This is a genomic window from Rufibacter ruber, from assembly GCF_014138425.1.
GTDB classification, from domain to species: Bacteria; Bacteroidota; Bacteroidia; order Cytophagales; family Hymenobacteraceae; genus Nibribacter; species Nibribacter ruber_C.
In genome coordinates this window covers 225,250-250,506 of record NZ_JACJIQ010000002.1, presented here as the reverse complement: position 1 = coordinate 250,506, position 25,257 = coordinate 225,250, and the positions used below count along the sequence as shown (strand labels likewise).

Genomic DNA, 25,257 nt, shown 5'->3' with positions numbered 1-25,257 from the left:
AACGCGGTTGTTCACCCCATTGGCCAGCGGCGCATTTCTGGGCGCCCTACTTTTGACGAAAACCAGTCAACACCCCTTCGTCATGAAAAAAGCCCTGAAAAGAATCGCCCTTTTTCTTCTGCTCACCCCTCTGGTACTCCTCCTTTTGGGTGTCATTGCCTACGGTATCTATGCGCTAACCGCCGTGGGCGGGGAGAGCACCCCGCACCAAACGTATCTACAGCAGCACCAGCAGGAAGTGACCTTTACAGAAGATACGCCCTTCCCCCTCTTTGACAGCGCCTTCTACCAAAAGCAGATCATTCTCTTAGGCGAATCACACGGCACCGCCACCCCACAGGAGCTGGACTTCGCCCTGCTGAAGCACCTGAACCAGAAAGTGGGCCTGCGGCATTACCTGGCCGAAGTAGATTACAGCCAGGCTGCGCTCCTGAACCAGTACCTGCAAACCGGCAATGAAGAGCGGCTGCGCTTTGTGTTCCAGTTCTGGGCCCGCCACAACGCCCAGTGGGGCAACCAGGAGTTCTACAACAAGATCAAAAAAATCAGAGCCCTCAACCAAACCCTGCCCCCGCACCGCCAGATCTGGTTCTTAGGCGTTGACCGAATTCAGGACACAGACGCACTGCACCGCCACCTGCGGGAACTGATAACGCAACTCCCCGCCAAACCGGAAGACACCACTACCGCACGCCTAAAACAGATGGCGGCGGCAGACACCCTAGACACAGATGCGCTCGCCCGTACTGCCGCCCAGTTCCTTTCCTCCCGCGCCCAGGACACGGCTAATTTTGATTTGAGGCACACGTTGCAGAACGTGGTGTACCTGCAAGACAAAATCAAGCGAGACAGCGTAATGTACCTGAACCTGCAGACCTTGGTGCAGCAGAAAGGCTTGGAGCGGGAGAAACTGTACGGCATGTGGGGCATCTTCCATACTATTCCGGTACGGGTGCAGCGGGGCGTGCCGTTTGCCTATCTGCTGCAGGGTGACACTTCCCCCTTCAAAGGCAAGGCCGTGTCTATTGGCGTGTACACCGTGGAGAGCGAGAGCATGATGCCCGCCGCAGCGTTACCAGCGGCTATCAACAAAGGCCAGCGCTACGTGAACACCACGTGGGCAAACCAGGACGGTCCGCTGGTGTTTGTGAACGGGATCAAAGACCTGAAAGCGGTTTCCCGGGGCCATGTGTCCCTCTTCAAAACCGATGCCGCCCATTCGCCTTACCGCACCTCCCCGCGCCTGGCCAGCTTCAAGACGCTGTTCCCCGGCCAGAGCATTGAATTTGCGGGAGCGAATCCTCGTGTGGCTACTATCTTCCCGTACATCTGCCTGGTGAAGAACTCCAAGGCGCTTACGCCGGTGAAGTGGTAAAATCAGTGGCAGAAAAGCGGTGGTATTAAAACTCTTTCTGTTGCCCACTATGCCCTGGAAGTTACTCCCCAACCAAAAAATTGGGGAGTAACTTCCAGGGCATAGAATGTTTCCTGGGGAATGCTGCCATACATCAGGCCCTTTCACTTTTGCCATCCAGAAAGGGACTTAGGGAACAGCGGGCCAACTAGAAAAACACCTGCTACTACCGTTCGCCACCAAGATTCTTTACAGAATGGCAATAGGAAGGCTGAGGTTGCCATTCGTGCATAAGATTCTTTTCAGAACAACAGGATCATGCGGTACGCTTGACCACCAATTCATTAAGAGAAGGGAAAGGCACGGGCAAAGAAAACATCTTGCTTGCGCCTTTTCCTGTTTTTGGCCTATTTTCGTAAAAACAGCTCTAAAACGCCCGCCATGCATGCACCTACCGCCACCCTTACCTTTAGAAACAGAAACTACACCTTTGACCCGTTGCAGCCGCTGGATATCTCCCTGCCGCTGGCGGCGGGGCCGGAAAACGTAAACTGCTTCTGGGCGGAGCCGGTGCAGGTGGAGACCATCACCGTTGGCGATTTTGTGGGCAGCGTGGCCGCAGGGGGCGCAACCAACTACCAGCGCGTACACCTCACCCCGCACGGCAACGGCACCCACACCGAATGCTACGGCCACATCTCGCCAGATCCCGCCGCTACACTGGATCAATGCCTGCGCCGTTTCCTGTTTGTGGCACAGGTGGTAACCGTAGCACCGCGGCGGCAGGAAAACGGGGATCTCATGGTGATGGCCAATGACGTGCTGGCGAAGGTAGAGGGCACGCATTTACCGGAGGCGTTGGTGCTTCGTACGCTCCCCAATTCAGAGGCGAAACGCACCGCCCACTACTCGGGCACCAACCCTGCGTACCTAGAGCCCGCTTTGGCGCAATTCCTAGCAGAAAACCAAATAGAGCATTTGCTACTGGACCTGCCCTCTGTTGACCGCGAGGAAGACGGGGGAGCCTTATTGGCACACCGTGCGTTTTGGCAGTACCCGGCGGCTGTTCGTACCAACGCCACCATTACAGAGTTGATTTTTGTACCAGATGCGGTGGCAGACGGGTTGTTCCTGCTGAATTTACAGGTGACCAGCCTGGTGCTGGATGCCAGCCCAAGCAGACCTGTCTTATATGCATTGGCTCCGGCTGCCGCTGCTCCCGCACCTACTGTGTTCTTCTCTGAGGCCCCGCATTAAACCTTCGCTTTCCTCCGGTTATTTTGCTGGTGGTGGTGGTATGAGTAGTCCGCTTTCACCAACTCTCTCCCGTTGCCGGAAGGCAGAATAAGTGGTCTGTTGTTCCTTTGGGCAATGTGTTGTCTGTTGTTCCTTTGGCTGTGGCGCTTAATGCAGCAGTGGTAGTGCGTAGTCTGCTGTTCCCTTTGCTGGGCAGTTGGATGCATTGCCGTTGTTTTAGGAATGCGTAGTCTGCTGCTCCCCTGGCTTTACCGTTTGCTCCGGTGCCTCACTCACTGTACTGTTTCATCTTTTCCGGTAAGCGCTCACGGCCGCGGGGCCCCGTCCTGGCGGTGAGCACTGCTGTTAAAACTAGGCCCTCCGGCCTTGCCGCTGAAGCGGCACCGTATTAACAGAGGCGCTCACCCCCAGGACTGGTTTAGGTTCCTCTCCTGCTACTTCCTATACTTGCTCTGTCTGTTTCAGCAGGTAACTACTGCTGTCCCGCTAGCCTGAGGCGAGCCCGTGCTGCGCACATCAGCCAGAGGCAGAAGTGCTAATTTAACAGAGGTGCCACTAGCAGAAGTGTTCATTGTTGTTTGTTTGCTTATTGCTGCTTGTGTGTCGCTTTCTCTGGTTCAAGTTTCCAACCTGGACCTATGGTGGCGGAAGCTTTAAGCTTACATGGGGCGGCAGCCTCACATGACCTCTGCCCTCTATAGCTCCCTCTTCTGCCCTCTATGGCGCGGAAGTTACTTCCGTGCCTTCTAACTCCAGCTGATACTCCCGCGCTGGCGGAGTCTCCGGACTCGTGCCTACAGCTGACGGGCGGTCTCTGGCTGCCCTCGCAGCGCGGCAGCGAAACCAGGCATTGCTGCTTCATTCCTGCTGAAGTACCTAAGGGGAAAAGGAAGGACTCAAGACTCAGAACTCACTTTGACACTCCCCCTTTGAAGGGGGTGAAGGGGGATGTTTACACAGGAGGGCACGCATTCCTGATCACCCTCTTTTTTGGCGCATATCGTTGAGTTCTGCCAAGCATCGCGCTCTTCCGGATTTGCAATCCGGAAGCTGGTACACGGGGATTTGCAATCCCCGCGGCGGGACGTTTGATCTGCAGGCGCCGCAGATTACAAATCCGCAGGTACTAGGCCCAGAATTACAAATCCCGGACAGCTGAGGGACACGCAGGCCAGATGTACGGTCACCCGCCATTTGCCCCGCGCATGCCAGACAACTCCCCCCGGGAGGGGCTGGGGTGGGTCTCACGCGTGGCATGTTGTTTTCCCAAACTAAGCCCCAATCTCATTCGTGACTCAAGACTCAGGACTACTACCAGCCCCCGCTGCGTCTTTCAGACCTGCGAGGGTTTACGCCAAGACCCTCTGCTGGATCAAGATGCTTCCTTTTCCGCGAGGGGGAACACCGTTTTCCTGTTTTGGGGCTGTTTTCTGGAAAACAGCCCCAAAACAGGAAAGGCTCTACCGGTTACCAGTAGAGCCTTTCCTGTCTGCACAGCAGTTTTTACCGCTTATAAATAAAATCCTGGAGTTCACGTTTGCTGCTGGTGAACTCCAGGGCTTCTAGCACCCGGGGGAACTCGCGGCGGTCGCAGACAAACTGATAGGCGTATTTTGCCAGGGCTACGCGGCGGTCTTCAAAGCTCAGGGCCTTCATGAAGTGGAAAAGGTCTTCGGTCATGATGCTGCCGGCTAGTCTTATTTCGCCTTTGGCGATCTCCAGGCGACGGTCATCAAAGCCTTCGTCTTTCATAAAACGGAGGGTGCGGTCTACCTGGCGCTCGTCCATGGCCGAACGGCAGTCATCATACACGGGCCCCTGCACGGGCGGGACTGGGCGGTGCAGCGGCACCTCCTCTACTTTTCTTAGAATGAAGTTTCCTCTGCGGGCAGGCTCCAATACAAATACCGTTTCATACCCGTTGTGCAGGAACACTTCAGCCCTGATAGTCAAAGGTCTGCCTCTGCGCACCACCCGCACGTCTATCCAGTGCCTTCCGGCGGGCAAATCACCTACCGCCACGCGGTTAGAGGGAACGGTGTTGATGACGCGGGGGCCAATGGCGAGGTAGAACAGTTCCCCGCGCTGGCTTTCTACCAGAATGGCGGCGTCACGGGGTACCTGCGCCTGCACCAAACCAAGAAACAGGAAAAAGGCGATAATGGTAACGTATAGACGGTTCATAGCGGTAAGACTTAGATTTCTCTCTGTTGAGAAGCCAAATCCAAACATTGTGCCAACTCTATATAGAAAAAGCAAGCCGCAGCCGTTTTTGGCCTGTTTTCTGAAAAACAGGCCAAAAACGGCTGCGGCTCCGCTAAATGAGTCTGCGGTTACCGCTTATCCCTGGTACTGGAATTCGCCGTAGGCGCTCTTGATGGTCAATTCATTGTGAGCACTGGCTTCTACGCGGCCAATAACCTGCGCCCCTAAGTTGAAAGAACCGGCAATGGCAATGAGATCAGCGGCAATGGCCTCCGGCACATACAGCTCCAGGCGGTGGCCCATGTTAAAGACCTTGTACATCTCCTGCCAGCTGGTGTTGCTCTGCTCCTGAATGAGTCTGAACAGCGGCGGCACGGCCAGCAGGTTGTCTTTGATGATGTGCACGTTCTGCGTGAAGTGCAGCACCTTGGTCTGCGCCCCGCCGCTGCAGTGCACCATGCCGTGCAGTTGGCTTCTGTAGTCTTTCAAGATGGCCTGCACCAGCGGTGCGTAGGTTCTGGTGGGCGACAATACCAGTTTGCCCACGGTCAAGCCGGTTTCTTCATTGATGTCTGTGAGCTTGCAGTTGCCCGAGTACACCAGGTTAGACGGCACGGCGGGATCAAAGCTCTCTGGGTAATTCTGGGCCAGGTAATTGGCGAACACGTCATGGCGGGCGCTGGTGAGGCCATTGCTGCCCATGCCGCCGTTGTACTCGGTTTCATAGGTGGTCTGGCCGTAAGACGCGAAGCCCACAATCACATCACCGGGCTGAATGGTGTGGTTAGAGATGACGTCGCGGCGTTTCATGCGGGCGGTCACGGTGCTGTCTACAATGATGGTGCGCACCAGATCCCCTACATCGGCGGTCTCGCCGCCGGTGCTGTAGATGCCAATGCCGTTGTCGCGCAGCATCTGCAAAACTTCCTCTGTTCCGTTGATGATGGCGGCTATGACCTCGCCGGGCACCAGGTTCTTGTTACGCCCAATGGTGCTGGAAAGCAGGATATTATCTGTAGCGCCCACGCACAGCAGGTCATCTGTGTTCATGACAATGGCGTCCTGGGCAATGCCTTTCCAAACCGATAAATCACCGGTTTCTTTCCAATACAGATAGGCCAAGGCGGATTTGGTGCCCGCGCCGTCGGCGTGCATGATGTTGCAGTACTCGGGGTCGCCCACCAGCAGGTCCGGAATGATTTTGCAGAACGCTTGCGGGAACAGGCCTTTGTCAATGTTCTTGATGGCGTTGTGCACATCTTCTTTTGAGGCCGAGACGCCCCGCTGCAGGTACCGGTTTTCCATGGAATGGGTTGGTGGTTGGCGAAAACTGTTTTGGGCTTGTTTTCTGAAAAACAGGCCCAAAACGCGAAATCATGAATAACGGAGCAAAAATAAGAAAGCCTCCCGTTTCTGACGGGCTTTTTCTTCCGGTATTTCTGAAAAGGTGCGGTTATTTGAGCAGCTCCCTCCCCTGCTTCCGTCTCACAAAAGCGACAATGACCCATACCGGCCCAAGCCCCAGCAGAAAGCCATGGAAGAATACCTGGAACTTGGAGGTATCCAGATTCCCTAGAAATGGAACATCCAAGAAGACGGTGGCTACGCCGATGGCGGTACAAATAATACCTGCGAGAAAGAGAAGGGGGCTTTTCATGTTCCAGAGGATGCTTGGCGGCGTATAAGTGATTGATCTTCAGCAAAAGGAACAGGTTTAGCCATGTAACGCGGGCTGTTGCCAATGTTATGAGGCTTGCTTCTGCCGTTGGAAGGTTCGCTTCGCTGTTCCCGGCGGGGCAGTCTGTTGCCATACGTGTTCTGCAGTTTCCTTGGCTGGGCTGTTGGATGCAGTGCCTCTGCTGCCTGTGGCAATGCGTGGTCTGCTGCTCCTCCTGGCAGCGGCTTTCCATCCCATGCGTAGTCTGTTATTGCCTTGGCTGCGGCGGGAAGGTGTAGTCCGTTTTTCCCTTGGCTAGTCTGCTTGACGCGGTGGTTTATTTACTGAGTTGTTTCATCTTTTCCGGTAAGCGCTCACGGCCGCGGGGCCCCGTCCTGGGGGTGAGCACTGCTGTTAAAACTAGGCCCTCCGGCCTTGCCGCTGAAGCGGCACCGTATTAACAGAGGCGCTCACCCCCAGGACTGGTTTAGGTTCCTCTCCTGATCAGACTTACTTTCTCGGTCTGTTCCAGTAGGTAACCGCTGCTTATCCGCTAGCCTGTGGCGAGCCCGTGCTACGCACATCAGCCAGGGGCAGAAGTATTGTTTTTTTATTGCTGCTTGTTTGCCGCTTTCTCTGGTTCAAGTTTCCAACTTGAACCTATGGTGGCGGAAGCTTTCAGCTTCCATGAGGCGGCAGCCTCACATTACTTCTGCCCTCTATAGCTCCCTCTATGGCGCGGAAGTTACTTACGTGCCTTCTAACTCCGGCTGATACTCCCGCGCTGGCGCGAGTCCCCAGACTCGTGCCTACAGCTGATGGGTGTTCTCAGCCTGCCCTCGCGGCACGGCAGCGAAACCAGACATTGCTGCTTCATTCGTGCTGATTTGCGTAAGGAAAAAATGAAAGGACTCAGAACTCAAGACTCATAACTCAGAACTCACTCTGATGCTCCCCCTTTGAAGGGGGCGAGGGGGATGTTGACACGTGCCGGTCCACGCGTTGCTGAGGTACGGTCACCCGTCATGTGCCCTACGCATGCCAGATAACACCTCTACCGGGAGGGGCAGGTTCTACGCATGGCTGATCCTGCCTTGGAGCAGAAGCTACTCGCTTCCCGGTCCCTCTCAAACAAATCTGGCCTGTCTCGCTTTGGCAAGACAGGCCAGATAACTTGGCTCAGGCTATGCTATTGTTCGTCAATACGCGTCACTTTAAACTCAGTGCGGCGGTTGCGCTGGTGTTCGGCTTCGGTTTTGGCGTTTCTAACTACTGGCTGGGCTTCGCCATAGCCGCGGGCGGTGATGCGCTTAGGATCTATGCCTTTGGAGATGATGTAGTCTACGGCGCTTTGGGCGCGGCGCTGCGAGAGATCCTGGTTGTACTTGTCATTACCGCGGCTGTCTGTGTGTGAACTCAGCTCAATGGTAATGCCGGGGTTGTCTACGAGCGTCTGCACCAGCTTGTCCAGCTCCAGGGCCGCATCTGGCCTGATATCGGCTTTGTCATAGTCATAGAAAATGTTTTCCACCACAATGGCTTTGTTGCGCACAATTTTGGTGAGCGTGAGCGTGGCCGTGAGGCGGATGTCCGTAACGGGTTGGGTCAGTTGGTTCTGCGGCGGCGTTTTGCCCTGGGTCACCACAGATTTACGGTCGGCAAAATACCCGGTCCTCTCCGCCAGTACCGAGTACACGCTGGCGGTATCCAGCTTGAAGGTGAAGTTACCGGCGGCATCAGACAGCACCTCGGCCACTTTGCCGCCCTGGGCCGCCTGTAACGTTACCCGCGCATTGGCCATGGGCGTGGTGGCATTGGTTTTCTCGTTCCGCTCCAGCACCCGGCCGTCTACAAAGAAGTTCACCAGCTTAGGCTTGCGCTTCTCAAAAGAGTACACATCATCACCGCCCTGACCGCCTTCACGGTTGGAGGCAAAGAACCCTCTGTCTTTCTCAGTGTAGAAGATAGAAAAGTCATCTCCCGAAGAATTGATGGGCGTGCCCATGTTGATAACCGAGTCGCCGTTGATCCGGAAGATGTCCAGCCCGCCCAGGCCGGGGTGCCCGTCTGAGGCAATGTACAAAGTGCCGTCTGGCGCCACGTGCGGGAAGGCCTCGTTGCCTGGCGTGTTAATCACCGGACCCAGATTCACCGGGCGTGAAAAGCGGCCACCGGCGTCTAAGGTAGTTTTCCAGATGTCATTCCCGCCCTGGCCGCCTTTGCGGTCTGAGGAGAAGTAGAGGGTGCGCCCATCGGGCGAAAACGCGGGCGTGGCATCCCAGGCGTCATCTATGTTGAAACTCAGCAGCGTTGGCTCAGACCAGGTGCCGGTTTTGAACTGTGACACATACAGGTCTACGTCTTTGCGGCCGCTTTTCTTGCCAGAGTTGCTCCGGGCGAAGACCATGGTGCGGCCCTCATTGGTGAACGCGGGGGTGGCATCATGCATTCCTTCAGCATTCACCTGCCCCGGCAAGGCTTTTACCGGGGCCGCTGCTACCACGCCGGTGTCTGACAAAGCAATGAGGTACAGGTTCTGGAACCCCTCGCCGTTGCCCAGGTATTTGGTTTCTTCGCGGGAGGCCGTGAACAGCAGCCCGCCGCTGTGCACCACGGGGGCATACTCAGACGCGGCGCTGTTGGTGCCCGGTACGGGTTTTACAATCTGGTAAGAAGGGGTGCTCACAATGGAAGGCACCACTTTCAGGTTCTCCACTTCGCGCTGCGCCTCTCTCATGAACCCTTTGTTGGTGGCCACCGCCAGGTAGTTGCGCAGTTGCGCGGCGGCTTCCTCGTATTTGCCGCTCGCCTTCAGGGCCATGCCATAGCGGAAAAGGGTTTCCTCGCTTTTCTGGCCGGCGTCCAGGGCCGCCTTGTAGTGCGGCTCGCCCTGAGAGAGGCGGTTAGACATGCGGTACGCCTCTGCCAGTTTGAAGTTCACCGTGGCCGGGTTCTTCCCTTTCTTCAGCGCCTCCTGGTAATGCTCAATGGCCAGTTGGTATTCGCCTTGGGCAAAGTCTTTGTCACCCTTCTTCACCACGCCCCTGAAGGGGCCGCAGGAGGAGGCGGCCAATGAGAGGGCCAGGCCCAGCACCAGAATGTTGTTTTTCCGCATCATGCACTCATCATGTTTGATGGCTCTAAAAGTAACGGGCGAGCCAGGTATCTTTTGCCGGTTTAGGCCACTGCTCCCGCAGGCCGCCCACCGTTTCTACTAAGGTATCAAAATAAAGCGACTCCGGCGACAGCGACCCTGCGGCCACCAGCTGCTTCACCTCGGCCATGGGCACCGTCTGCACCTGGTTTCCCTGCTGGAACGCCAATCTGGTACGGTCAAATAATTGAACGTGAAACTCCTGCTCTAATTGTCTTAAAAACCCCACTGATTTATCAATGGAGCAACCGCTGGCGGTGGCTACTTTTTCATTGGTAGCCAAGATGATAAAGTGGCGCGCCCGTATTTCAAAAGAAGCCTGCAGGTCATTGCCGTGGCTGCTCCATTCGGTTACGAAACCCTGCAGCCGCTGGTTCATGCTCTCTTCTTCTTCTGGGGTCAGGGGGCGGCTGATCTGGTACACCCACACCCGGCTATACGGTGGCAAGTCTTGAAACGGAACGTACATGTTAAGTAAAGTGCTAATTTTTATAACGAAGTATCACGTAGCAGGTATCACGCAGCAAGACTTCTATGGTTTCTGTTTTCGGGCTGTTTTGGCCAAAACAAGCTGAAAACGCAAATCTTCTTTTCAGCAACCTCTGCCTTACCCGCTCCTGCCGCAAGCTTTCAGCAAGTGATGTTGTATGGTGGAAGTTCTTCAGCTTCCGGCTGGCCTCCATAGTCCCACACGCAAGCGTGCAAATGTGCGGCAATGGGTGTATCTGCTTTTGCTGCATACGGCTCTTGCTCTCTGCCCTTCCGGATTTCAAAGCCGGAAGTTCTCTGCCGGGGATTTCTAATCCCCGTAGTGCGGCGGCTTTCTAAATAGCCCAGCATTGGGGATTAGAAATCCCCAGACAGAAGAATTCGGGATTAGAAATCCCGAATAGCGCAGTCATGCAGGTATCACGTAACAGATATCACGTAGCAAGAGTTTTTCTAACTTCCGTTTTGGGGCTGTTTTGGCCAAAACAGCCCCAAAACATATTTACCCGGTCTTACGCCCTGATACGTGCTACTTGCTACGTACTTACGCGTTTAACCCTTCGGCCTGGGCAATGAGTTCGGCAATGTCAAAGACTTTGACTGAGTCTTCTTTGTTCTGGCTCTTTACGCCGTCGGCCATCATGGTCATGCAGAACGGGCAGGCGCTGGCAATGATGCTGGCCCCGGTGCCAATGGCTTCTTCGGCGCGCTCTACGTTGATGTCTTTGAAACCGGGCTCGGGCTCTTTCCACATCTGGGCACCGCCGGCCCCGCAGCAGAGCCCGTTGGCGCGGCTGCGCTTCATCTCCACCAGATCTGCGTCTAAGGCGGCCAGCACTTCACGCGGCGCCTCATAGATGTTGTTGGCGCGGCCCAGGTAACAGCTGTCATGGAACGTGATGCGCTTGCCTTTGAACTCGCCGCCGCCGGCTATCTTCACCTTGCCCTCGTTGATGAGGTTCTGCAGAAAGGTGCTGTGGTGAATGACCTCGTAATTTCCGCCCAGGGCGGGATATTCATTCTTGATGGTGTTGAAGCAGTGCGGGCACGCCGTGACAATGGTTTTGATGCCGTAGCCGTCTAGCGTGGCAATGTTGGTCATGGCCTGCATCTGGAACAGGAACTCATTGCCGGCGCGCTTGGCGGGGTCACCGGTGCAGGATTCCTCCATGCCCAGCACGGCGTACTTGGTGCCCACGTGCTCCAGAATGCGCACAAAGTCACGGGTTACGCGTTTGTAGCGGTCGTCAAAGGAGCCGGCGCAGCCTACCCAGAATAAAACTTCAGGGGTTTCACCGCGGGCGGCCAGGTCTGCCATAACGGGTACTTGTATCTGTTTTTTCTCTGACATCAGTGGTTAAGGGCTAAGTTGTAAAGGTGCTAGTGTGCTAATTTACTCGGCATGCCGCACAATTGCTAATGGTTGTTAGGCTGTTTCTGCAATTCAGCGTTTTTCAGGTGGCGAGTAAGGAACGCGTGAAACCCACCCCTACCCCTCTGAGGAGGGGAAGTATCTGGCAAAGTTGTTAGCTATTACTCGCTGTTCAGGAGTTCCACTCCTGAACTTGCCTGCTGCGGAGTTCTACTCTGCCGGGAACCACGAGCAGAAGTTGCAGAAGAAGGGGGAGTGGAACTCCCTGGCAGACTACTTCCGGAGCAGAACTCCGGAAGAGCTGGTTTACAAAGCAAAAAGTGCTTTTACCTTCCCCTTTTGCGAAGACAACAGCCTTGTCTACACAAAGGAATGACTTCTTTTCCTTCGGCTGCGCCGATGCGTTTATGACCTAGTTTTTGGAAACCATGAACAAATCATCTGCCCAGTTGAAACGGTCACTTGGGGAGAAGGCCCACGGGGCGCCGTTGTTCTCAATGTTGTTGAACATGGCGTTGAGGGCGGCCGGCGCGGCAGACTCTTCCAGCACCAGGAACCGGCGCAGGTCAATGATGGTAGACAGCTGGTTGATGTTCACCGGGCAGGACTCTACGCAGGCGTTGCAGGTGGTGCAGGCCCAGAGTTCCTCTGGGGTGATGTAGCCGCGCAGCAGCGTCTTTTCATCAGTGGCGTTTACGCGCTCAGACTCCTGCTGGTAGCGGGCCGGCGCGAAGATGATGGGCGAATGGCCTTTCTCCTCCAGGCGGTCACGGGTGTCCATGACAATCTTGCGCGGCGAGAGCAGTTTGCCCGTGATGTTGGCGGGGCAGACGCTGGTGCAGCGGCCGCACTCGGTGCAGGTGTAGGAGTCCATGAGCTGCTTCCAGGTGAGGTCTTCCACGTCTTTGGCCCCAAACTTCTGCGGATCTGCCCCTTCGGGCGCGGGCGGCACCTGGTAGCTGGGGTCCAGCATGGCTTTGATCTCATGCGTGATGCTCTCTACGTTGCTGAACTGGCCCTTGGGCTCCAGCTTGCTGTAGTACACGTTGGGGAACGACATGATGATGTGGAAGTGCTTGGAGCTGGGCAGGTAGTTCATGAAGGCCAGAATGCCTACAATGTGCACCCACCAGCCCACGGCGGCAATGATTTTCAGGGTCTGCACATCGCTTCCAAACAGGTCTACCAGGCCAGATGTGACGGGGAAGGCGCCCACCAGGTGCAGGCCGCCCAGCTGGGTCAGCTTCTGGTCAGCAATGTTAAAGGCGAAGAGCGCCAGCATGAGCACAATCTCCGTAACCAGAATAATGTTGGCGTCCAGCTTGGGCCAGGCGCGCATCTCAGCGCCGTTGGTGAGGCGCGGCACTTTGGTCACGTTGCGTCTCACCAAAAAGATGACACAGGCAATGATCACCAGCAGGCCCAGAATTTCATTGATGGCCATGAGCACGCTGTACACCGGCCCCAGCACGCCCAGCACCCGGTGGGTGCCAAAGGTGCCGTCAATCAGGATCTCAATCAATTCTACGTTGATCACCAGGAAACCCACGTACACAAACAGGTGCAACACGGCGGGCAGCGGGCGCTTAAACATTTTTTGTTGGCCAAACGCCACCAGCAAAAGGGTGTTGATGCGCTGGGAGACGTTGCCGGAGATCTCTTTGTCACGGCCCATGTTAATGTTCTGGGCAATTTTTCGGATCTGCCAGATAAACAGGCCAATACCTACTACAGCTACAATAATAAACGCGATGCTACTAATCACAGGCAGGAAGTTTAGCGGTGGAATTTGCTTCTATTACGAACGAATTTAGCAAAGTATTCGGAAACCGGTATAAAAGATTTTTTTGCCAGAAGTTTTGCAAATGTGCGCAGGCTGCTTACCTTTGCATACTTTTTCACGGGAACGGCAGCAAAACAGCTCCTGACCAGAAGTGAAAAGATGCTGGTGATGTAGCTCAGTTGGTAGAGCAAAGGACTGAAAATCCTTGTGTCGTTGGTTCGATTCCAATCATCACCACCAGCAGAAAAGAGAATCCCGCTTCATGATTTGGAGCGGGATTTTTTGTTTTCGGCCTGTTTTGGCGAAAAGAGGCTTTAAATAGGAATAGCTCCCCTTGGTGGTTCAGCCGATATGTACCAAGTTGGTACACGTAGGTGCGTTCATGCACCCCATTGGTACATAAGCGCCCCTACGTGTACCAATTTTTGTATTTTTGTCTCATGACACAGCCAACCTTTACCCCTGACCAGCCTTATAACCAACTGCCCTTGCTCCCTCCTACCTTAGAAGAGATAGAATCTATTGCTATCTTAAAGCAGGAAAGCAAGGCTGCTGTAGCCGTAGCAGAGTTAAAAGGATTGGCTAGGACACTCCCTAATCAGGGCATTCTAATAAATGCTATCGTTCTGAAAGAGGCCCAGGCAAGTTCTGAAATTGAAAATATCATCACTACGCATGACAAGCTGTACCAAGCCCTTGCCGCTACCTCTGTACAGGCTGACCCCGCAACCAAAGAAGTACTGCGCTACCGCGAAGCATTGTTACGTGGGTTTCAGGAAATACAGGAAAGAGGCTTCCTCAACACCAATAGCATTTGCCGCATCCAGGCCATTTTGGAAGAGAGTGAGGCTGGCATAAGGCAGCTCCCTGGCACAGCCCTTAAAAACGATGCCACCGGTAGTACTATTTATACGCCACCTGATGACAAAGACACGTTACAGCGCCTGATGCATAATCTGGAAGTATATTTAAATGAGGAGCCCGGCGAGGTATCAGCCTTGATCAGAATGGCAATTCAGCATTACCAGTTTGAAAGCATCCATCCCTTCTATGACGGCAATGGCAGAACCGGGAGAATCCTGAATGTCCTTTACCTTATCCTTCAGGGGCAATTAGACATACCTATCCTCTTCTTAAGTTCTTATATCATCTCTCATAAAAGCACCTATTACCGCCTGCTGCAGGAAGTGAGAACCACCCGTAATTGGCAAGAATGGATTCTATTTATGCTGCAAGCCACTGAAAGTACCGCCAGGCAAACCATACAACAAATTAATGCTATCCATCAGCTGTTTGATGCAGTGCAGAACAAGGTAAAACAAGAAGCACCAAAAATTTATTCCAAAGACTTGATAGAACAGCTGTTTATACACCCTTACACCAAGATTGAATACATTTCCAATGGTTTAGGGCTGGAAAGAAAGGCAGCTTCCAGATATTTAAAAGCCCTACAGCAAATTGGCGTATTATCCCAAAAACAGGTTGGCAAAGAGGGGATATACATCAATGATGCACTTTATACGATCTTGCGCAGCGCATAGGTAGCACCCAACTTTAATAAAGTTTGACCTGCCCGTGGTCTCGCTTCGCATTTTCTCGGCTAAAATTATCTGAATTGAGCAGAAGCCTATCTGTCTGACTCTAGAGCAAAGGACAGAAAAGCCATATGTCACTGGCTCAATTCCCTGCATCTCCACCAGCACAAAACAAAATCCCGCTCCAAACTTTGAGGCTGGATTTTTTGTTTTCGGCCTGTTTTGGCGAAAAGAGGCCAAAAACGGAAAATCTTCTGTGCCCATCCTGCTCTCCCCAGCAGCACAAACGTATAGGCTGGCCATTAGGCTTCTCGGGCAAATTGTGGTAATTATGGGAAACCATTGATCACATGCGGCTTAAAACAGTCCTCTCTCTGCTGGCCTTCGGGTTCACCCTCCACACCTTCGCCCAGGCGGGCAAAACCAAAATCACCGTGATGGCCTCTGACCATCTGGCCCAGATCTACCGCAAAGACAAACCCACCACCGATGTGCTCACGCCCCAGGGCCAGAAAGCCATGCAGGACCTCACTAATCTGGCAGCTAAATTTGCCCCAGACATGATTCTGGTGGAGGTGCTGCCTGAGCGGCAGCGCGAGATAGACAGCCTGTACGCCCTCTACCTGCAAGACCAGCTCAACCTGGAAACCCTGGAGAACGGCCGCAGCGAGGTCTATCAGTTGGCCTTTCGGCTAGGCAAGCAGCTCAAGTTGAAGCGCATTGTGTGCGCCAACGCGCCGGGCGGCACCTCGCAGGGCATTCTGGCCAACGGCGACAACATAGACCTGTACACCCAGGAGATTGCGGGCCTGCGGAAAGAGGTGAGCAAACTGAGCACGGGCCTGCAGAACGGCACGCTCTCGCTCAAAGACTACACGGTGCTGCTGAACCAACCCGAGCTCTACAACCTGGTGTACCGCGTGCGCTACATTGTGCCCGCCCGCGTGGTGAACGGCAAATTCAAAAACCCAGACGCCATGGTAGACACCGCCTTTGTGAACCCCCAATACATTGGCGCTGAACTGACCTCCATCTTCAAGAACCGGGACTACAAAATCTACTCCAACCTGGCCACAGCCCAGCTCAAGGAGAAACCCAAGCGCATGCTGCTCCTCATTGGCGCGGCCCATATTGGCTCATTGCACAGCATCCTGCAAGATGACACCGCGTTTGAACTGGTGCCGGCCACTACATTTTTGGGGAAGAAGAAACAATAAGCTTTTCCTGTGCAGAGAATCCTGTTCCAGTCTGGGAGCAGGGTTTTCCGTTTTTGGCCTGTTTTTCTAAAAATAGGCCAAAAACAGAGGCAGGCGACAAGTAATTTGAAGAACATTTCTTTCTACCTTCGGCACCAGCCTAAGCACCTGTTCCATGTCTCCGCTTACAGATTCATTGCAGAAATACCTTCACAAGTTCACCCACCTTCGCCAGGGCATGACTAAGTTTGGCCCGGCACCACACAAACCAGTCCTGCTGTTAACTGTTCTGGAGTTGTTTGGGAAGGCTGAGTTTACTGAGAACAAGATCTATATCACGCCAGAGCTGGTGGGCACGTTCAAAGAGAACTTCGCCCTATTGGTCACCACAGACAACCGGGCAGATTTCTTTCTCCCTTTTTACCATTTGGCTGGTGATGGTTTCTGGTTTGTCAAAACATGGCCAGGCAAAGAATTGAATTCAGTGATCAAGAATTTCACTGTATTGAACAATCTGGTGGAGTATGCTTTTGTAGCCGATGACGTATACCCTCTTCTATTACACCCAGAGCAGCGGAATATTTTGAAAGCAGCAATACTCAACCGCTACTTCCCTGCCAGTAAAGAGGCCTACCAACAGGCTAAGAACGGCGGCGGCTACATGTATGAGCTGGAAAAATACCTGCTGAACGAAAGCGCTGCCACCTACACCCTTACGCCAACCGCCCCAGATGAAGAGCAGCTGTTTGTGCGGGGCGGCCTTTTCAAAAAACTGGTACCCCAAGTTTACAACTTTACCTGCTGCATCTCTGGCATGCGCCTCAGCTCGTTGCACGGCTTCTCTATGGTTGATGCTTGCCATATTGTGCCCTTCAGCCAAAGCAACGATGACCGCGTCACCAACGGCCTTGCCCTCTGCCCTAATCTGCACCGCGCTTTTGACCGGGGGCTGATTTCAGTAGATCCTCAACTGAAAGTCATGGTATCTCCGGCCATAGCCGAAGATGAACGCAACGCCTATGCGCTCAGAAAGCTGCAAGGACAACGGTTGAACTTACCGTTTGGGGCTATTCATTATCCGGCGGCAGAGAATCTGGCGTGGCACAGGGAAGTGGTGTTTAAAGGGTGACCTGCTAGCATTGGAATCTTTCCCTACAGTGATAATCAAGAAATTCTTTGTGAGGCAGAAACCTAGACGGCAAGATCATGCTCTTGCCATTGTACTTGTGAAAGAAATCATCATGCGCGCCTCCAGCTTCTTTCAGCATGGGAGAAACCTTCACCACATACTCTGGGGTGATCGTTAAAAGGCCCGCTTCAAAGGCTTTGTCATGGAGAGCATTTATTGCTAACCCATTGTGCGGGTTTAGTCTGTTCTTCTCATCTACACTCCATGGCCTAATATGGCCTGCCACAAGAAGCGTCGGGGTTTGCAACCCGGTAATACAGCAGGTTGAGTTATAAGAGGCAAGAACAGCTCTTCTAAAGAAAGCTTGGTTCACCCTAACCTTCACCATTTGCTCCCTTACTTTCCCTTCATGGGGTAAGTCTTGCTCAGGAATAAGGTTCCTGTCTTCTATTCTGGCTCCCTCTGCCTGAGCTCGCAGCATTTCGCTCTCAAACGGCAGCACCTCCCAATTGTCATTAAATTCATTCCAGATCTCCTGGTCAAGCTTACTGACATTCTGTGCCCCTTTGACACCTCTTGCCCGCAGGCTCGGGTCTAGGCTTGCCAGATTCACCAGCTTGAAAGCGACAGAGCCTGCCGTCCTCCCAATTAACTCTGCAAGCTTTACCACCTCAGGATTGTTCCTATGGAGCCGACCGAAGGGCAGCTGACAGTAAAGGTTCATTGCTAAAATCAGTTCTTCCCTTGTCCAGAGGCGTTGGCCCTGCTTCATAGGCGTTGGTAGAAGTAGTCAATATCGGCTTTGCCGAAAAAGTTTGTAACGCTAATGGCTGTTTCCAGCCTATTTTTCTTAAAACAGCCCCAAAACGTACCCCTACAACAACAAAGAATCTATCCGGTGCGCGTGTACCATCTCTTCACAGCTGGACCAGCTGAAGACCGTGAACCGGCCGTCTTGCGAGGCCACCAGGGCTAGGGCGTCGCGTTGGTCATACACAAACTGGGCGGCAGAGAGGTGGCGGGTGCCCCCGTTCTGGCTGGGATGGATGACTCTGCCCTCATTGCCCACAATGGGCTCGGTGATCATCATCTGCTCTACCGGGTCATGCCCGTAGGCGCGGCCAATCTTGGTGCCAAACGCCAGCAGCTCGTGCCGGTCATTGATGATGGTAGCGCCGTCAATAGCGGTAAGCCCCGCCAGCGCCCCTACCTCCTGCCTGACTGCCGCCAGCCAGGGGCCTTTCTTCTTCTCGTCGTCGGGTTGTTGCATGAGCCCAGAGAGATTAGAGAAAGCAGGCGAAACCGAGTACAGGATAGGCTTGATGATGGAATCCTGCCAGGTAGTAGCTTCGGCCGGAACCACCAGCAGCGTGCCCCCGCGCTGGTGGGCGCGCATAGAGACGGCCAGTTGCACCAGCACGTTCACCGTGCTGTCACCAGAAAAGGGGGCAGAGAGGTTGAGCAGCGGCTTGAGCAGGCCGGGGCAGTCGGGGAGGCTGGCGCTTTCTTCGTTAATGAGCTTCACCTGGTCGCCTTTGAGTACGGCCACGTTGGCAAATTTCCCAAAGCCATCGCCCCGGCGGTGCTTCACCACCAGCAGGCCCGGCTCTGAGACATCTACCACAAACCCGTAACTCATGACCTCCTGCGTAGTGCCCCAAATGTACAGATGGTCGGCCTCGTACCAGACGCCCAGGTGAATGCCCGGGCGCTCCACCCCGGGCGCCAGCTTGGCCAGAATGGTGGGCGTTAACGGGAAGCGGTGCTCAAACACCAGCGGCTTGCCCGCCATCTCTGGCGACAGGTAAGCCAAAGAGATTTTAGGCGACTGCCCTTCTTCCTTGCGCAGGCTGGCCCAGAAGGCGGCATCCAGAATGGCTTCTATCACATGGGCGGGCGGGGCCGGGGCCAGCGCAGCCTCTGGCCCGTTTTGCCGTGCCTCGGCCCGGTGTTGCGCGAAATGGCTCTCTACGGCCTTCGCCACGGCGCGGGCGGCTTGATACGTTGACTCTTGCTGCATAGACTGCGCGTACGCCCCTGGGGCGACTGGGTTCATGAAAGGTTTGCGTGCAGGAGTGAAAGTAAGAAGAAAAGTCATACCCCGCCAGGCAGGCCGCCACAATCTGTGGTTTCTTAAAAGATAGGCAGGGAGGCTGCGGCCCTTTCAAGGGGCAGCTGCGCAGCCAGGTGCAAGCGTGCGTTTGAGAGAAGTGGGCCAGCGGTGCCAAACAAGAACAGGAGGGCCGTACTTGACCGACGTGGAGCAGCCTTCCTGTTTTGGGGCTGTTTTTCAGAAAGTAGCCCTAAAACGCATTTCCGCTTTTGCCGGGGCAGGGACATGAGCCCGGCAGGGAAAGCATAGGGACGGTTTCAGGCGTAGCCTGAAGTAAAATACAGGAGGCCGAGGCCCGTTATACCAGCTCCTTCAGCACGTTTTCCATAGAAGTGGTGTGCAGGTACGGCTCCAGCTGCTTCTGGTCTGTAAAAGTGCGCACCAGGGCAATGCTGCCGCAATGCTCCAGAAGCCACACCTCCACGTAGAAGGAGCCCAGGTAGTACAGACTGATATGGCACCAGCCTTTGAGGCGGGCATGCAAGTAACGGCCGCTGTCTTGCACATATTGAATCTGCTCCCGCAACGGCATTTGACTAAACTCCTTCACTTCCATCATCCTTCTTTCTCTGGCCCATTGTTCCCCTATTTTACGCTTAATTCCGGTTTCTTAGTACACGTTCTGCAGACTTTATTTCTCGTTTTCCCCTCCTTTGCCCCGGCGGCCAAACCCCTCCTGCGTTATAACCTAAACAGTATCTGCTGCTTGCGGAACAGTGCTTTTGTGTTTGCTTTAGGAGCTGAATCCCCTCCTTCTTTCCTCAGCCCAGGGCAGAGAAATGCCCCTCCTCATTGATTTGCACCTGCAGAACGCGCCGCGCGGGAGCACCCAGTACCTACGGCGGCTCTGCATTGCCGGTTCCTGCCAAAACGCAAAAAGAAGGGCTTACCGCTTTTGAAAAGAACCTTGCTGAAGCCAGAAGAAGGGCAGGCTGAACCAGTTGGGGGCATAGCCGAAAACAGTCAGGGCCAGGTTCTGCCAACGGGGCTTTGGGGTCTCCTGGAAGTGCTACGGAGGCAGCCAAGGCGCACCGGCCGTTTCATACCAGCTTGTTTGCAGCCCCAAAGATCAAGGCACAACCGGCTCTCCCCCAGGCGCCCTGCATGAACATGAAAAGCCATCTATCCCGCAGGCCAAACAATAAACCGGCAGGAAATCTGTTTACAAAGGGCTGGTATGCATTAACACCGGCGGCACTTTGTATTTAAACCACATGGCTTCTCTCTTTTCTTCAAGAACCACCCGCTGGGGGATGAAATCGCTGTTAACGCTGGCCGCGGCGCTCTTGCTGGCCCATTTTGCTCAGGCCCAGATCAAACTCAAGGACCTGAACAAGCTCAAACAGGTGGTGAGCGGCGGCAGCCCTCTTTCTTCTGAGGAGATTGGCGCGGCCCTGAAAGAAGCGTTGTCTAACGGCGTGGCCAAAGGGGCCGACATGGTGGCACAGGCAGATGGCTTTTACAAGAACCCTGATATCAAAATCCCTTTTCCGCCGGAGGTGAAGAAAGTGGAGGACCGGCTGCGGCAGATAGGCATGGGCCGCGAGGTAGACAAGTTTGTGCTGGCCCTCAACCGGGCCGCCGAAGACGCCGCCCAGGAAGCCAAACCCATTTTCCTGAACGCCATCAAGCAGATGACCATTCAAGACGCCGCAGCCATTCTGAAAGGGCAGCCAGATGCCGCCACCCAGTACCTGAACCGCACCACCTCGGCGCAGCTGCATGAAAAGTTCAAGCCTATTATTCAAAGCTCCCTCAACAAGGTACACGCCACCCAGTACTACGCCACGCTTATCACCGCGTACAACAAAATACCGCTGGTGCAGAAGGTAAACCCAGACCTGGACAACTACGCCACCCAAAAAGCCATTGACGGCCTGTTCACCATGGTTGCCAAAGAAGAGAAGAACATCAGGCAGAACCCCGCGGCCCGCACCTCAGAACTGCTGAAAAAAGTATTCGGCTCTTAAAAAGGTTGATGGTTCTACACAAGCGCCATCACGCAGCCGGTGCCAGCCTCAAAACCCGTGCCTGGCGGGACAACAGGTTGTTTCCCGGCTACCTTCACTGCCCGGCAGCAGCTCCGCATTGCAGAACGTGCTATGCAATATGTAGCGCTGAAGTCATTTTTAAGTTGCCAAAGTGACACCATGGTGTTAGCACCCGGCAAGTCTGGAGACCCGCGCCAGCGCCAGCGCTGAGAAGTCTGCAGAGCCTGGCATCTACCAGCCCAGGGGCTGATCCCCTGACTCTGCCCCAATACCTGATAGCGCCCGGAGGACCTGCAAGCGGCTGCGCCAGTAGTGCCCCAAAGGCTGTTTTCGGCTTGTTTTTCTAAAAACAGGCCAAAAACGCACGTATCATTTACAGCCGCATCTTTACCCCCAGGGCCAGGTTGAAGATCTTGGCGGGGCTCAGGTACCCGGGGTTCTGGATGTACGAGATCAGGTATTCGCCCATGGTGCCTACTTCATAGTAACCACTGAACCTACGCAGCTTTTCTACCCGCACCAGGTTCACCTGCCCCCCCGCGAAGAGGTAATAGTGAATGGCCGTAGAAAACCGGTAGTAGCGGTTGGGGTAGCGGGCCAGAAAACGCTCTGAGGCAAAGAAATCATCGCCAAAGGTATAACTGATCTGCATGCCCAGGCTGAGGGGCTGCCAGTCCAGCGTTTTCACCGGCACCGGTTTCACCGGAAAAAAAGTGGACTTGACGGCCACGGTGTAGAGCCGGTCACCCGCCAGCTTCTGGGGCAGGTAGCCGAAGGAAAAATCAGTTTCCAGCCGGCGGTTGAAAGACTGTTTGCCCACGCCCACTGAAACCAACCCAATACTCCCGGCAAACTGAGCCTTGAGGTAATAAGGGGTCAACGGCTTCTCCTCCTCCTGCGCCAGAGAATCTGCCACTTCCTGGCTAAAGGCGGTCTTACTTAGCAAGAAGCAGCCCAGCAGCAGCATGTAAAGGTATCCTTTCATCTTAGAAGTCAATTTTCTCCAGGCTGTAGCCGCCGTCCCAGAGTTTAAGGTAGGTAAAGCCTCTCTCCTTTACTGTGGTGGTGACGTGGTAGAGAATGCTGGGGTCATTGTACCGGGTCTCTGTCTGCCAGCTGTGCCTGTGCCCGTGCAGGCTCAGCGGCACCACCCCGCTTTGCGCCAGGGTCTGGTGGTACGGCAGCTCCAGCTGCGGGTCAAAATCTCCGTCAAACGGAGGCACGTGTGACACTACCACTGCCTGTGTCCAGGGGGCGTCGGGCTCTGGCGTAAGCTGCTGCTGCAGCCAATCCAGATCAGGTACCAACCCGTTGAAGCCGTACTCCCGGCCATTGGTGTCAATGAAAATGAACTTGGTATGGCCATAGACAAAAGAATAGTTGAACGCACCGTACATCTCACTGTAAACCGTTCTGGCGTTGCCCAGCATGTCATGGTTGCCTATCACGGTGAGGTACGGGTACTTCAGGTTTTTCATGATGTCATGCACCCACCTGAACTCCTGGGAGAGCCCAAAGTCTGAGATATCGCCCAGATGCACCACCAGGTCAATGTGGGGGATGGAATTGGCCTTGTCTACAAAGTCAACAGTGGCATCATAGAAGCGCTGGGTATCTCCCATCACCAGCAGCCGAAGCGTGTCTCCCGGCGCCTGCGCCAGCAGGCGGGCAAGGTTCTTCTGGGTGAGGTTCTTCTCGCTGTCCTTGAGTCTGATCTGGTTGGGGTGGTATTCAAAAATCCCCTCGCAGGCCGAGAGCAGCAAAAGCAGCAAAGGGTAGATCAAGAAGGGGATGCGTTTCATTCTTTTATTTTGTACGGGAGCGGCAGGAGCTTACACTTATAGCAAAAAACCTGTTCAACAGCCTGATGCACTTATATTGCCTATGGCCTATATAGAAGAGACAGATTGCCAACCTGCTACCCCTATCTAATATTTTATTGGCTTTAACTAATATCCGGCTCAAAAGTACACTTCTCTGCCGTGGCGGCCTCACAACTCAATGATACCTTTTAGTATAGCTGCTGGGCACTGTTCCTGCCGCCACCCCTCCTGGCTTCGCCAATTATTCATATAACACTCTGGCTAACAACACACTACGCGCTACGCCTTAACTTTATCAAATCCTCTGCCGCCCTTGGTGCTATAACTTTTCTGGTAGCAGGTATAGAAATGTATATTGACAAACGGGGCAGACAGACAAGCACAAAAGGAGCTCGCGGCAAGGAGGCTTTCCCCCTTCCCCGCCTTTGGGTGGGCTTTTCTGTTTTTGGGCTGTTTTGGCCAAAACAGCCCAAAAACAGAAAGTTGTCTTGGCGTGGGTGCTAAGAGCAGTAGCGGGCTTTTTCTTCGGCGGCCATGGTAAAGCCCAGTTGGGCCGCTTTGGCCAGCAGAGCGCAGCTGCGGGGCCCGTCATGCTGCGCTCTGGCAATGAGGGCCTGCAGGTAATAGCCGCGGGCGTTGCCGGGGTCTTGCGCCAGCGCCTGCCGGGTATCTTGCAGGGCCTGCCCCCACTGCTCCAGCCGGTAGAAGGCGTAGGCCCGGTGCAGCAGCGCCTCTGCCTGCAGCGTTTGCCTACCTGGCGGGTGGGTTAGAAAGCGGGTAAGGTCATTGACCGCCGCCTGCCAATTGTCTTCCAGCTGCAGGTGCGTAATGGCGCGGTCATGGTAGACGGCGGTGAGAGTGGGGTCCAGCTGCAGGGCGCGGTTGAAATCCCGGAGCGCCTCCTGGTACTGTTTCAGCTGCAGATAGCATTTGCCCCGGGCGGCATGCCAGGCGGGTTTGGGCACCTCTGCCTGCTGCACAAGCACAGAATAGTCCAGCGCGGCCCCTTCTGCGTCATGCAAGTGCCCATGCCTGATCTCGGCGCGCCTAAGCCTTGCCTCCGGCTCCTCCTGCCGGTACTCCAGCACGGCAGAATAGGCGGCCTCAGCCGCTTGCCACCGCTGTTGCTGCACGGCCAGGGCGGCGTCTTCCTTCGCCCGGCGGGCGGCCACGCTCTCCCAGCCCAGTTTCAGGCCCCATACCAGCAGAATTACCAACAGCACCACCCCTGCCACTATCTGCACGTCGCGCCGGGAGAAGCGGGAGCGGCGCTGCGGCCGCTGGTGGTAGGACCGTTCCCGGAAACCGGCAGGCGGGCGGGTGTGGTGGTAGCGGGGCACGCTGTAGGCCTGCGCCTGCCGCTGCTGCTGCTCATACTGGCGCTGCAGGTCAAAAGCGGCCTTGCGCCTGGGGTTAGACAGCACCTGGTACGCCTCGTTCACCTGCTTGAACCGCTCCTCGGCCTGCCCGTTGCCCGGGTTCTTGTCTGGGTGGTAGCGCAGCGCCAACCGCTTGTAGGCCGCCTTTATCTCGGCGGCCGAGGCGTTGGAGGGCACTCCCAGGATATGGTAAGGATTTGGGCTCAAGCAGTATAGCGTAAAGGTACCGTCTGCAAAAGTACGAGTTACACGCCGGAAGAATGGTAGCCGGCGCCTGTTTTTGGCTTATTTTCTGAAAAACAGGCCAAAAACAGAAACCGTCTGCGCTGGCGCAGGTTATCCTGTCTGTGCATATTTGCGTAAGGGATTTGGAGGCATGCCCGTTAAAGAATATTTTCCGGCACTATTCCCGTATATGCCCTACGCACCATCAACTATGAAAAAATAATGGCAAACGAAGACAAAAGCAGAACAGACAGCATCATTGGCAACCTGGTGGGGTACATAGACACCCGCCTTGACCTGATCAAACTGGACCTGCAGACCAAATTGAAGAGCATCTTTGTCAGCACCATACATGGCGTGCTGCTGGGGCTGGTGGCGCTCATGGTGCTGCTGTTCCTGAACCTGTTTATTGCCCTGCTCCTGAATGATGTTTTAGACAGCCAGTTCTGGGGCTTCGGGATTGTCACGCTTTTTTATCTTATCTTGCTCGTCATTTTACTGGTAGGGCTGGACAAGAAGGTGTTCCAGGGCATGGCCGACAAGGCGTTCAGGAACACTATTTACAAAGCCGATGAATCTGACCAAACCATTTAAC

At 54.7% G+C, this 25,257-nt stretch carries 20 protein-coding genes and 1 tRNA gene; 8 read left to right on the top strand and 13 right to left on the bottom strand.

Annotated elements, in window-relative coordinates; translation table 11 throughout:
- Positions 1-82 precede the first annotated feature (82 nt).
- Both FHS90_RS03590 and FHS90_RS03585 read left to right on the top strand, forming a co-directional pair.
- Positions 83-1,375: a TraB/GumN family protein gene (locus FHS90_RS03590; protein ID WP_182511786.1), complete on the top strand. Its 1,293-nt coding sequence runs from the start codon at positions 83-85 to the stop codon at positions 1,373-1,375.
- A 420-nt stretch (positions 1,376-1,795) separates the two neighbouring features.
- Positions 1,796-2,611 carry a cyclase family protein gene (locus tag FHS90_RS03585; protein ID WP_182511784.1) on the top strand — a complete coding sequence of 272 codons (816 nt, stop codon included), beginning with the start codon at positions 1,796-1,798 and terminating at the stop codon, positions 2,609-2,611.
- 1,503 nt (positions 2,612-4,114) lie between these two features.
- Here FHS90_RS03585 and FHS90_RS03580 read toward each other — a convergent pair.
- From FHS90_RS03580 to FHS90_RS03550, 7 genes are all read right to left on the bottom strand, one after another.
- A complete protein-coding gene (locus tag FHS90_RS03580; RefSeq protein WP_182511782.1) occupies positions 4,115-4,795 on the bottom strand; it encodes a proline and serine-rich protein 1 family protein in 681 nt (226 codons plus the stop codon).
- Positions 4,796-4,951: 156 nt separating this feature from the next.
- Positions 4,952-6,121, bottom strand: coding sequence for an AIR synthase related protein (locus FHS90_RS03575; protein ID WP_182511780.1), 1,170 nt, complete (start codon positions 6,119-6,121; stop codon positions 4,952-4,954).
- A gap of 148 nt (positions 6,122-6,269) precedes the next feature.
- Positions 6,270-6,473: a hypothetical protein gene (locus FHS90_RS03570; protein ID WP_182511777.1), complete on the bottom strand. Its 204-nt coding sequence runs from the start codon at positions 6,471-6,473 to the stop codon at positions 6,270-6,272.
- A 1,189-nt stretch (positions 6,474-7,662) separates the two neighbouring features.
- The gene (locus FHS90_RS03565) at positions 7,663-9,591 is read right to left on the bottom strand and encodes a CHU_0125 family OmpA-like outer membrane integrity protein (RefSeq protein ID WP_241499126.1); all 1,929 of its coding nucleotides are present in this window, start codon (positions 9,589-9,591) and stop codon (positions 7,663-7,665) included.
- 22 nt (positions 9,592-9,613) lie between these two features.
- Positions 9,614-10,096: a hypothetical protein gene (locus tag FHS90_RS03560; protein WP_066839796.1), complete on the bottom strand. Its 483-nt coding sequence runs from the start codon at positions 10,094-10,096 to the stop codon at positions 9,614-9,616.
- A 564-nt stretch (positions 10,097-10,660) separates the two neighbouring features.
- Positions 10,661-11,434: a (Fe-S)-binding protein gene (locus tag FHS90_RS03555; RefSeq protein ID WP_066837217.1), complete on the bottom strand. Its 774-nt coding sequence runs from the start codon at positions 11,432-11,434 to the stop codon at positions 10,661-10,663.
- A 466-nt stretch (positions 11,435-11,900) separates the two neighbouring features.
- The gene (locus FHS90_RS03550; protein WP_153042806.1) at positions 11,901-13,259 is read right to left on the bottom strand and encodes a 4Fe-4S dicluster domain-containing protein; all 1,359 of its coding nucleotides are present in this window, start codon (positions 13,257-13,259) and stop codon (positions 11,901-11,903) included.
- Positions 13,260-13,435: 176 nt separating this feature from the next.
- On the opposite strand from FHS90_RS03550, the gene FHS90_RS03545 reads away from it, so the two are divergent.
- From FHS90_RS03545 to FHS90_RS03530, 4 genes are all read left to right on the top strand, one after another.
- Positions 13,436-13,511 (top strand) — tRNA-Phe (locus tag FHS90_RS03545).
- A 173-nt stretch (positions 13,512-13,684) separates the two neighbouring features.
- Complete coding sequence (locus tag FHS90_RS03540) at positions 13,685-14,812, top strand: Fic family protein (protein WP_343049568.1); 1,128 nt, start codon at positions 13,685-13,687, stop codon at positions 14,810-14,812.
- A 344-nt stretch (positions 14,813-15,156) separates the two neighbouring features.
- Complete coding sequence (locus tag FHS90_RS03535) at positions 15,157-16,023, top strand: DUF5694 domain-containing protein (protein WP_066837227.1); 867 nt, start codon at positions 15,157-15,159, stop codon at positions 16,021-16,023.
- Between the two features lie 154 nt (positions 16,024-16,177).
- Positions 16,178-17,131, top strand: a complete 954-nt coding sequence (locus FHS90_RS03530) for an HNH endonuclease (protein WP_066837230.1) — start codon at positions 16,178-16,180, stop codon at positions 17,129-17,131.
- A 4-nt stretch (positions 17,132-17,135) separates the two neighbouring features.
- Here the strand turns inward: FHS90_RS03530 and FHS90_RS03525 are convergent, their stop codons facing one another.
- From FHS90_RS03525 to FHS90_RS03515, 3 genes are all read right to left on the bottom strand, one after another.
- Positions 17,136-17,903, bottom strand: a complete 768-nt coding sequence (locus FHS90_RS03525; protein WP_066837233.1) for an HNH endonuclease — start codon at positions 17,901-17,903, stop codon at positions 17,136-17,138.
- Between the two features lie 102 nt (positions 17,904-18,005).
- Positions 18,006-19,187 carry a putative sensor domain DACNV-containing protein gene (locus FHS90_RS03520; protein WP_241499066.1) on the bottom strand — a complete coding sequence of 394 codons (1,182 nt, stop codon included), beginning with the start codon at positions 19,185-19,187 and terminating at the stop codon, positions 18,006-18,008.
- Between the two features lie 355 nt (positions 19,188-19,542).
- Positions 19,543-19,803, bottom strand: a complete 261-nt coding sequence (locus tag FHS90_RS03515) for a hypothetical protein (RefSeq protein WP_066837236.1) — start codon at positions 19,801-19,803, stop codon at positions 19,543-19,545.
- 655 nt (positions 19,804-20,458) lie between these two features.
- Here FHS90_RS03515 and FHS90_RS03510 point away from each other — a divergent pair.
- Entirely contained in the window at positions 20,459-21,214 is a 756-nt protein-coding gene (locus FHS90_RS03510) for a DUF4197 domain-containing protein (protein ID WP_241499067.1), read from the top strand.
- Positions 21,215-21,608: 394 nt separating this feature from the next.
- Here the strand turns inward: FHS90_RS03510 and FHS90_RS03505 are convergent, their stop codons facing one another.
- From FHS90_RS03505 to FHS90_RS03495, 3 genes are all read right to left on the bottom strand, one after another.
- Complete coding sequence (locus FHS90_RS03505; RefSeq protein ID WP_182511775.1) at positions 21,609-22,220, bottom strand: hypothetical protein; 612 nt, start codon at positions 22,218-22,220, stop codon at positions 21,609-21,611.
- A 1-nt stretch (position 22,221) separates the two neighbouring features.
- Positions 22,222-23,037 (bottom strand): metallophosphoesterase family protein, encoded by an 816-nt coding sequence (locus FHS90_RS03500; RefSeq protein ID WP_066837242.1) that lies wholly within the window; start codon positions 23,035-23,037, stop codon positions 22,222-22,224.
- Between the two features lie 521 nt (positions 23,038-23,558).
- On the bottom strand, positions 23,559-24,644 hold the full coding sequence (locus FHS90_RS03495) for a J domain-containing protein (protein ID WP_066837245.1): 1,086 nt from the start codon (positions 24,642-24,644) through the stop codon (positions 23,559-23,561).
- A 240-nt stretch (positions 24,645-24,884) separates the two neighbouring features.
- Here FHS90_RS03495 and FHS90_RS03490 point away from each other — a divergent pair, with 240 nt between their 5' ends.
- On the top strand, positions 24,885-25,256 hold the full coding sequence (locus FHS90_RS03490) for a phage holin family protein (RefSeq protein ID WP_066837248.1): 372 nt from the start codon (positions 24,885-24,887) through the stop codon (positions 25,254-25,256).
- Position 25,257: the final 1 nt, after the last annotated feature.

Excerpts from the sequence above, each read along its gene's own strand:
- FHS90_RS03590 (WP_182511786.1), top strand. The coding sequence starts at position 83 with ATGAAAAAAGCCCTGAAAAGAATCGCCCTTTTTCTTCTGCTCACCCCT.
- FHS90_RS03585 (WP_182511784.1), top strand. The coding sequence starts at position 1,796 with ATGCATGCACCTACCGCCACCCTTACCTTTAGAAACAGAAACTACACC.
- FHS90_RS03580 (WP_182511782.1), bottom strand. The coding sequence starts at position 4,795 with ATGAACCGTCTATACGTTACCATTATCGCCTTTTTCCTGTTTCTTGGT.
- FHS90_RS03575 (WP_182511780.1), bottom strand. The coding sequence starts at position 6,121 with ATGGAAAACCGGTACCTGCAGCGGGGCGTCTCGGCCTCAAAAGAAGAT.
- FHS90_RS03570 (WP_182511777.1), bottom strand. The coding sequence starts at position 6,473 with ATGAAAAGCCCCCTTCTCTTTCTCGCAGGTATTATTTGTACCGCCATC.
- FHS90_RS03565 (WP_241499126.1), bottom strand. The coding sequence starts at position 9,591 with ATGATGCGGAAAAACAACATTCTGGTGCTGGGCCTGGCCCTCTCATTG.
- FHS90_RS03560 (WP_066839796.1), bottom strand. The coding sequence starts at position 10,096 with ATGTACGTTCCGTTTCAAGACTTGCCACCGTATAGCCGGGTGTGGGTG.
- FHS90_RS03555 (WP_066837217.1), bottom strand. The coding sequence starts at position 11,434 with ATGGCAGACCTGGCCGCCCGCGGTGAAACCCCTGAAGTTTTATTCTGG.
- FHS90_RS03535 (WP_066837227.1), top strand. The coding sequence starts at position 15,157 with ATGCGGCTTAAAACAGTCCTCTCTCTGCTGGCCTTCGGGTTCACCCTC.
- FHS90_RS03530 (WP_066837230.1), top strand. The coding sequence starts at position 16,178 with ATGTCTCCGCTTACAGATTCATTGCAGAAATACCTTCACAAGTTCACC.
- FHS90_RS03525 (WP_066837233.1), bottom strand. The coding sequence starts at position 17,903 with ATGAAGCAGGGCCAACGCCTCTGGACAAGGGAAGAACTGATTTTAGCA.
- FHS90_RS03520 (WP_241499066.1), bottom strand. The coding sequence starts at position 19,187 with ATGAACCCAGTCGCCCCAGGGGCGTACGCGCAGTCTATGCAGCAAGAG.
- FHS90_RS03515 (WP_066837236.1), bottom strand. The coding sequence starts at position 19,803 with ATGATGGAAGTGAAGGAGTTTAGTCAAATGCCGTTGCGGGAGCAGATT.
- FHS90_RS03510 (WP_241499067.1), top strand. The coding sequence starts at position 20,459 with ATGGCTTCTCTCTTTTCTTCAAGAACCACCCGCTGGGGGATGAAATCG.
- FHS90_RS03505 (WP_182511775.1), bottom strand. The coding sequence starts at position 22,220 with ATGAAAGGATACCTTTACATGCTGCTGCTGGGCTGCTTCTTGCTAAGT.
- FHS90_RS03500 (WP_066837242.1), bottom strand. The coding sequence starts at position 23,037 with ATGAAACGCATCCCCTTCTTGATCTACCCTTTGCTGCTTTTGCTGCTC.
- FHS90_RS03490 (WP_066837248.1), top strand. The coding sequence starts at position 24,885 with ATGGCAAACGAAGACAAAAGCAGAACAGACAGCATCATTGGCAACCTG.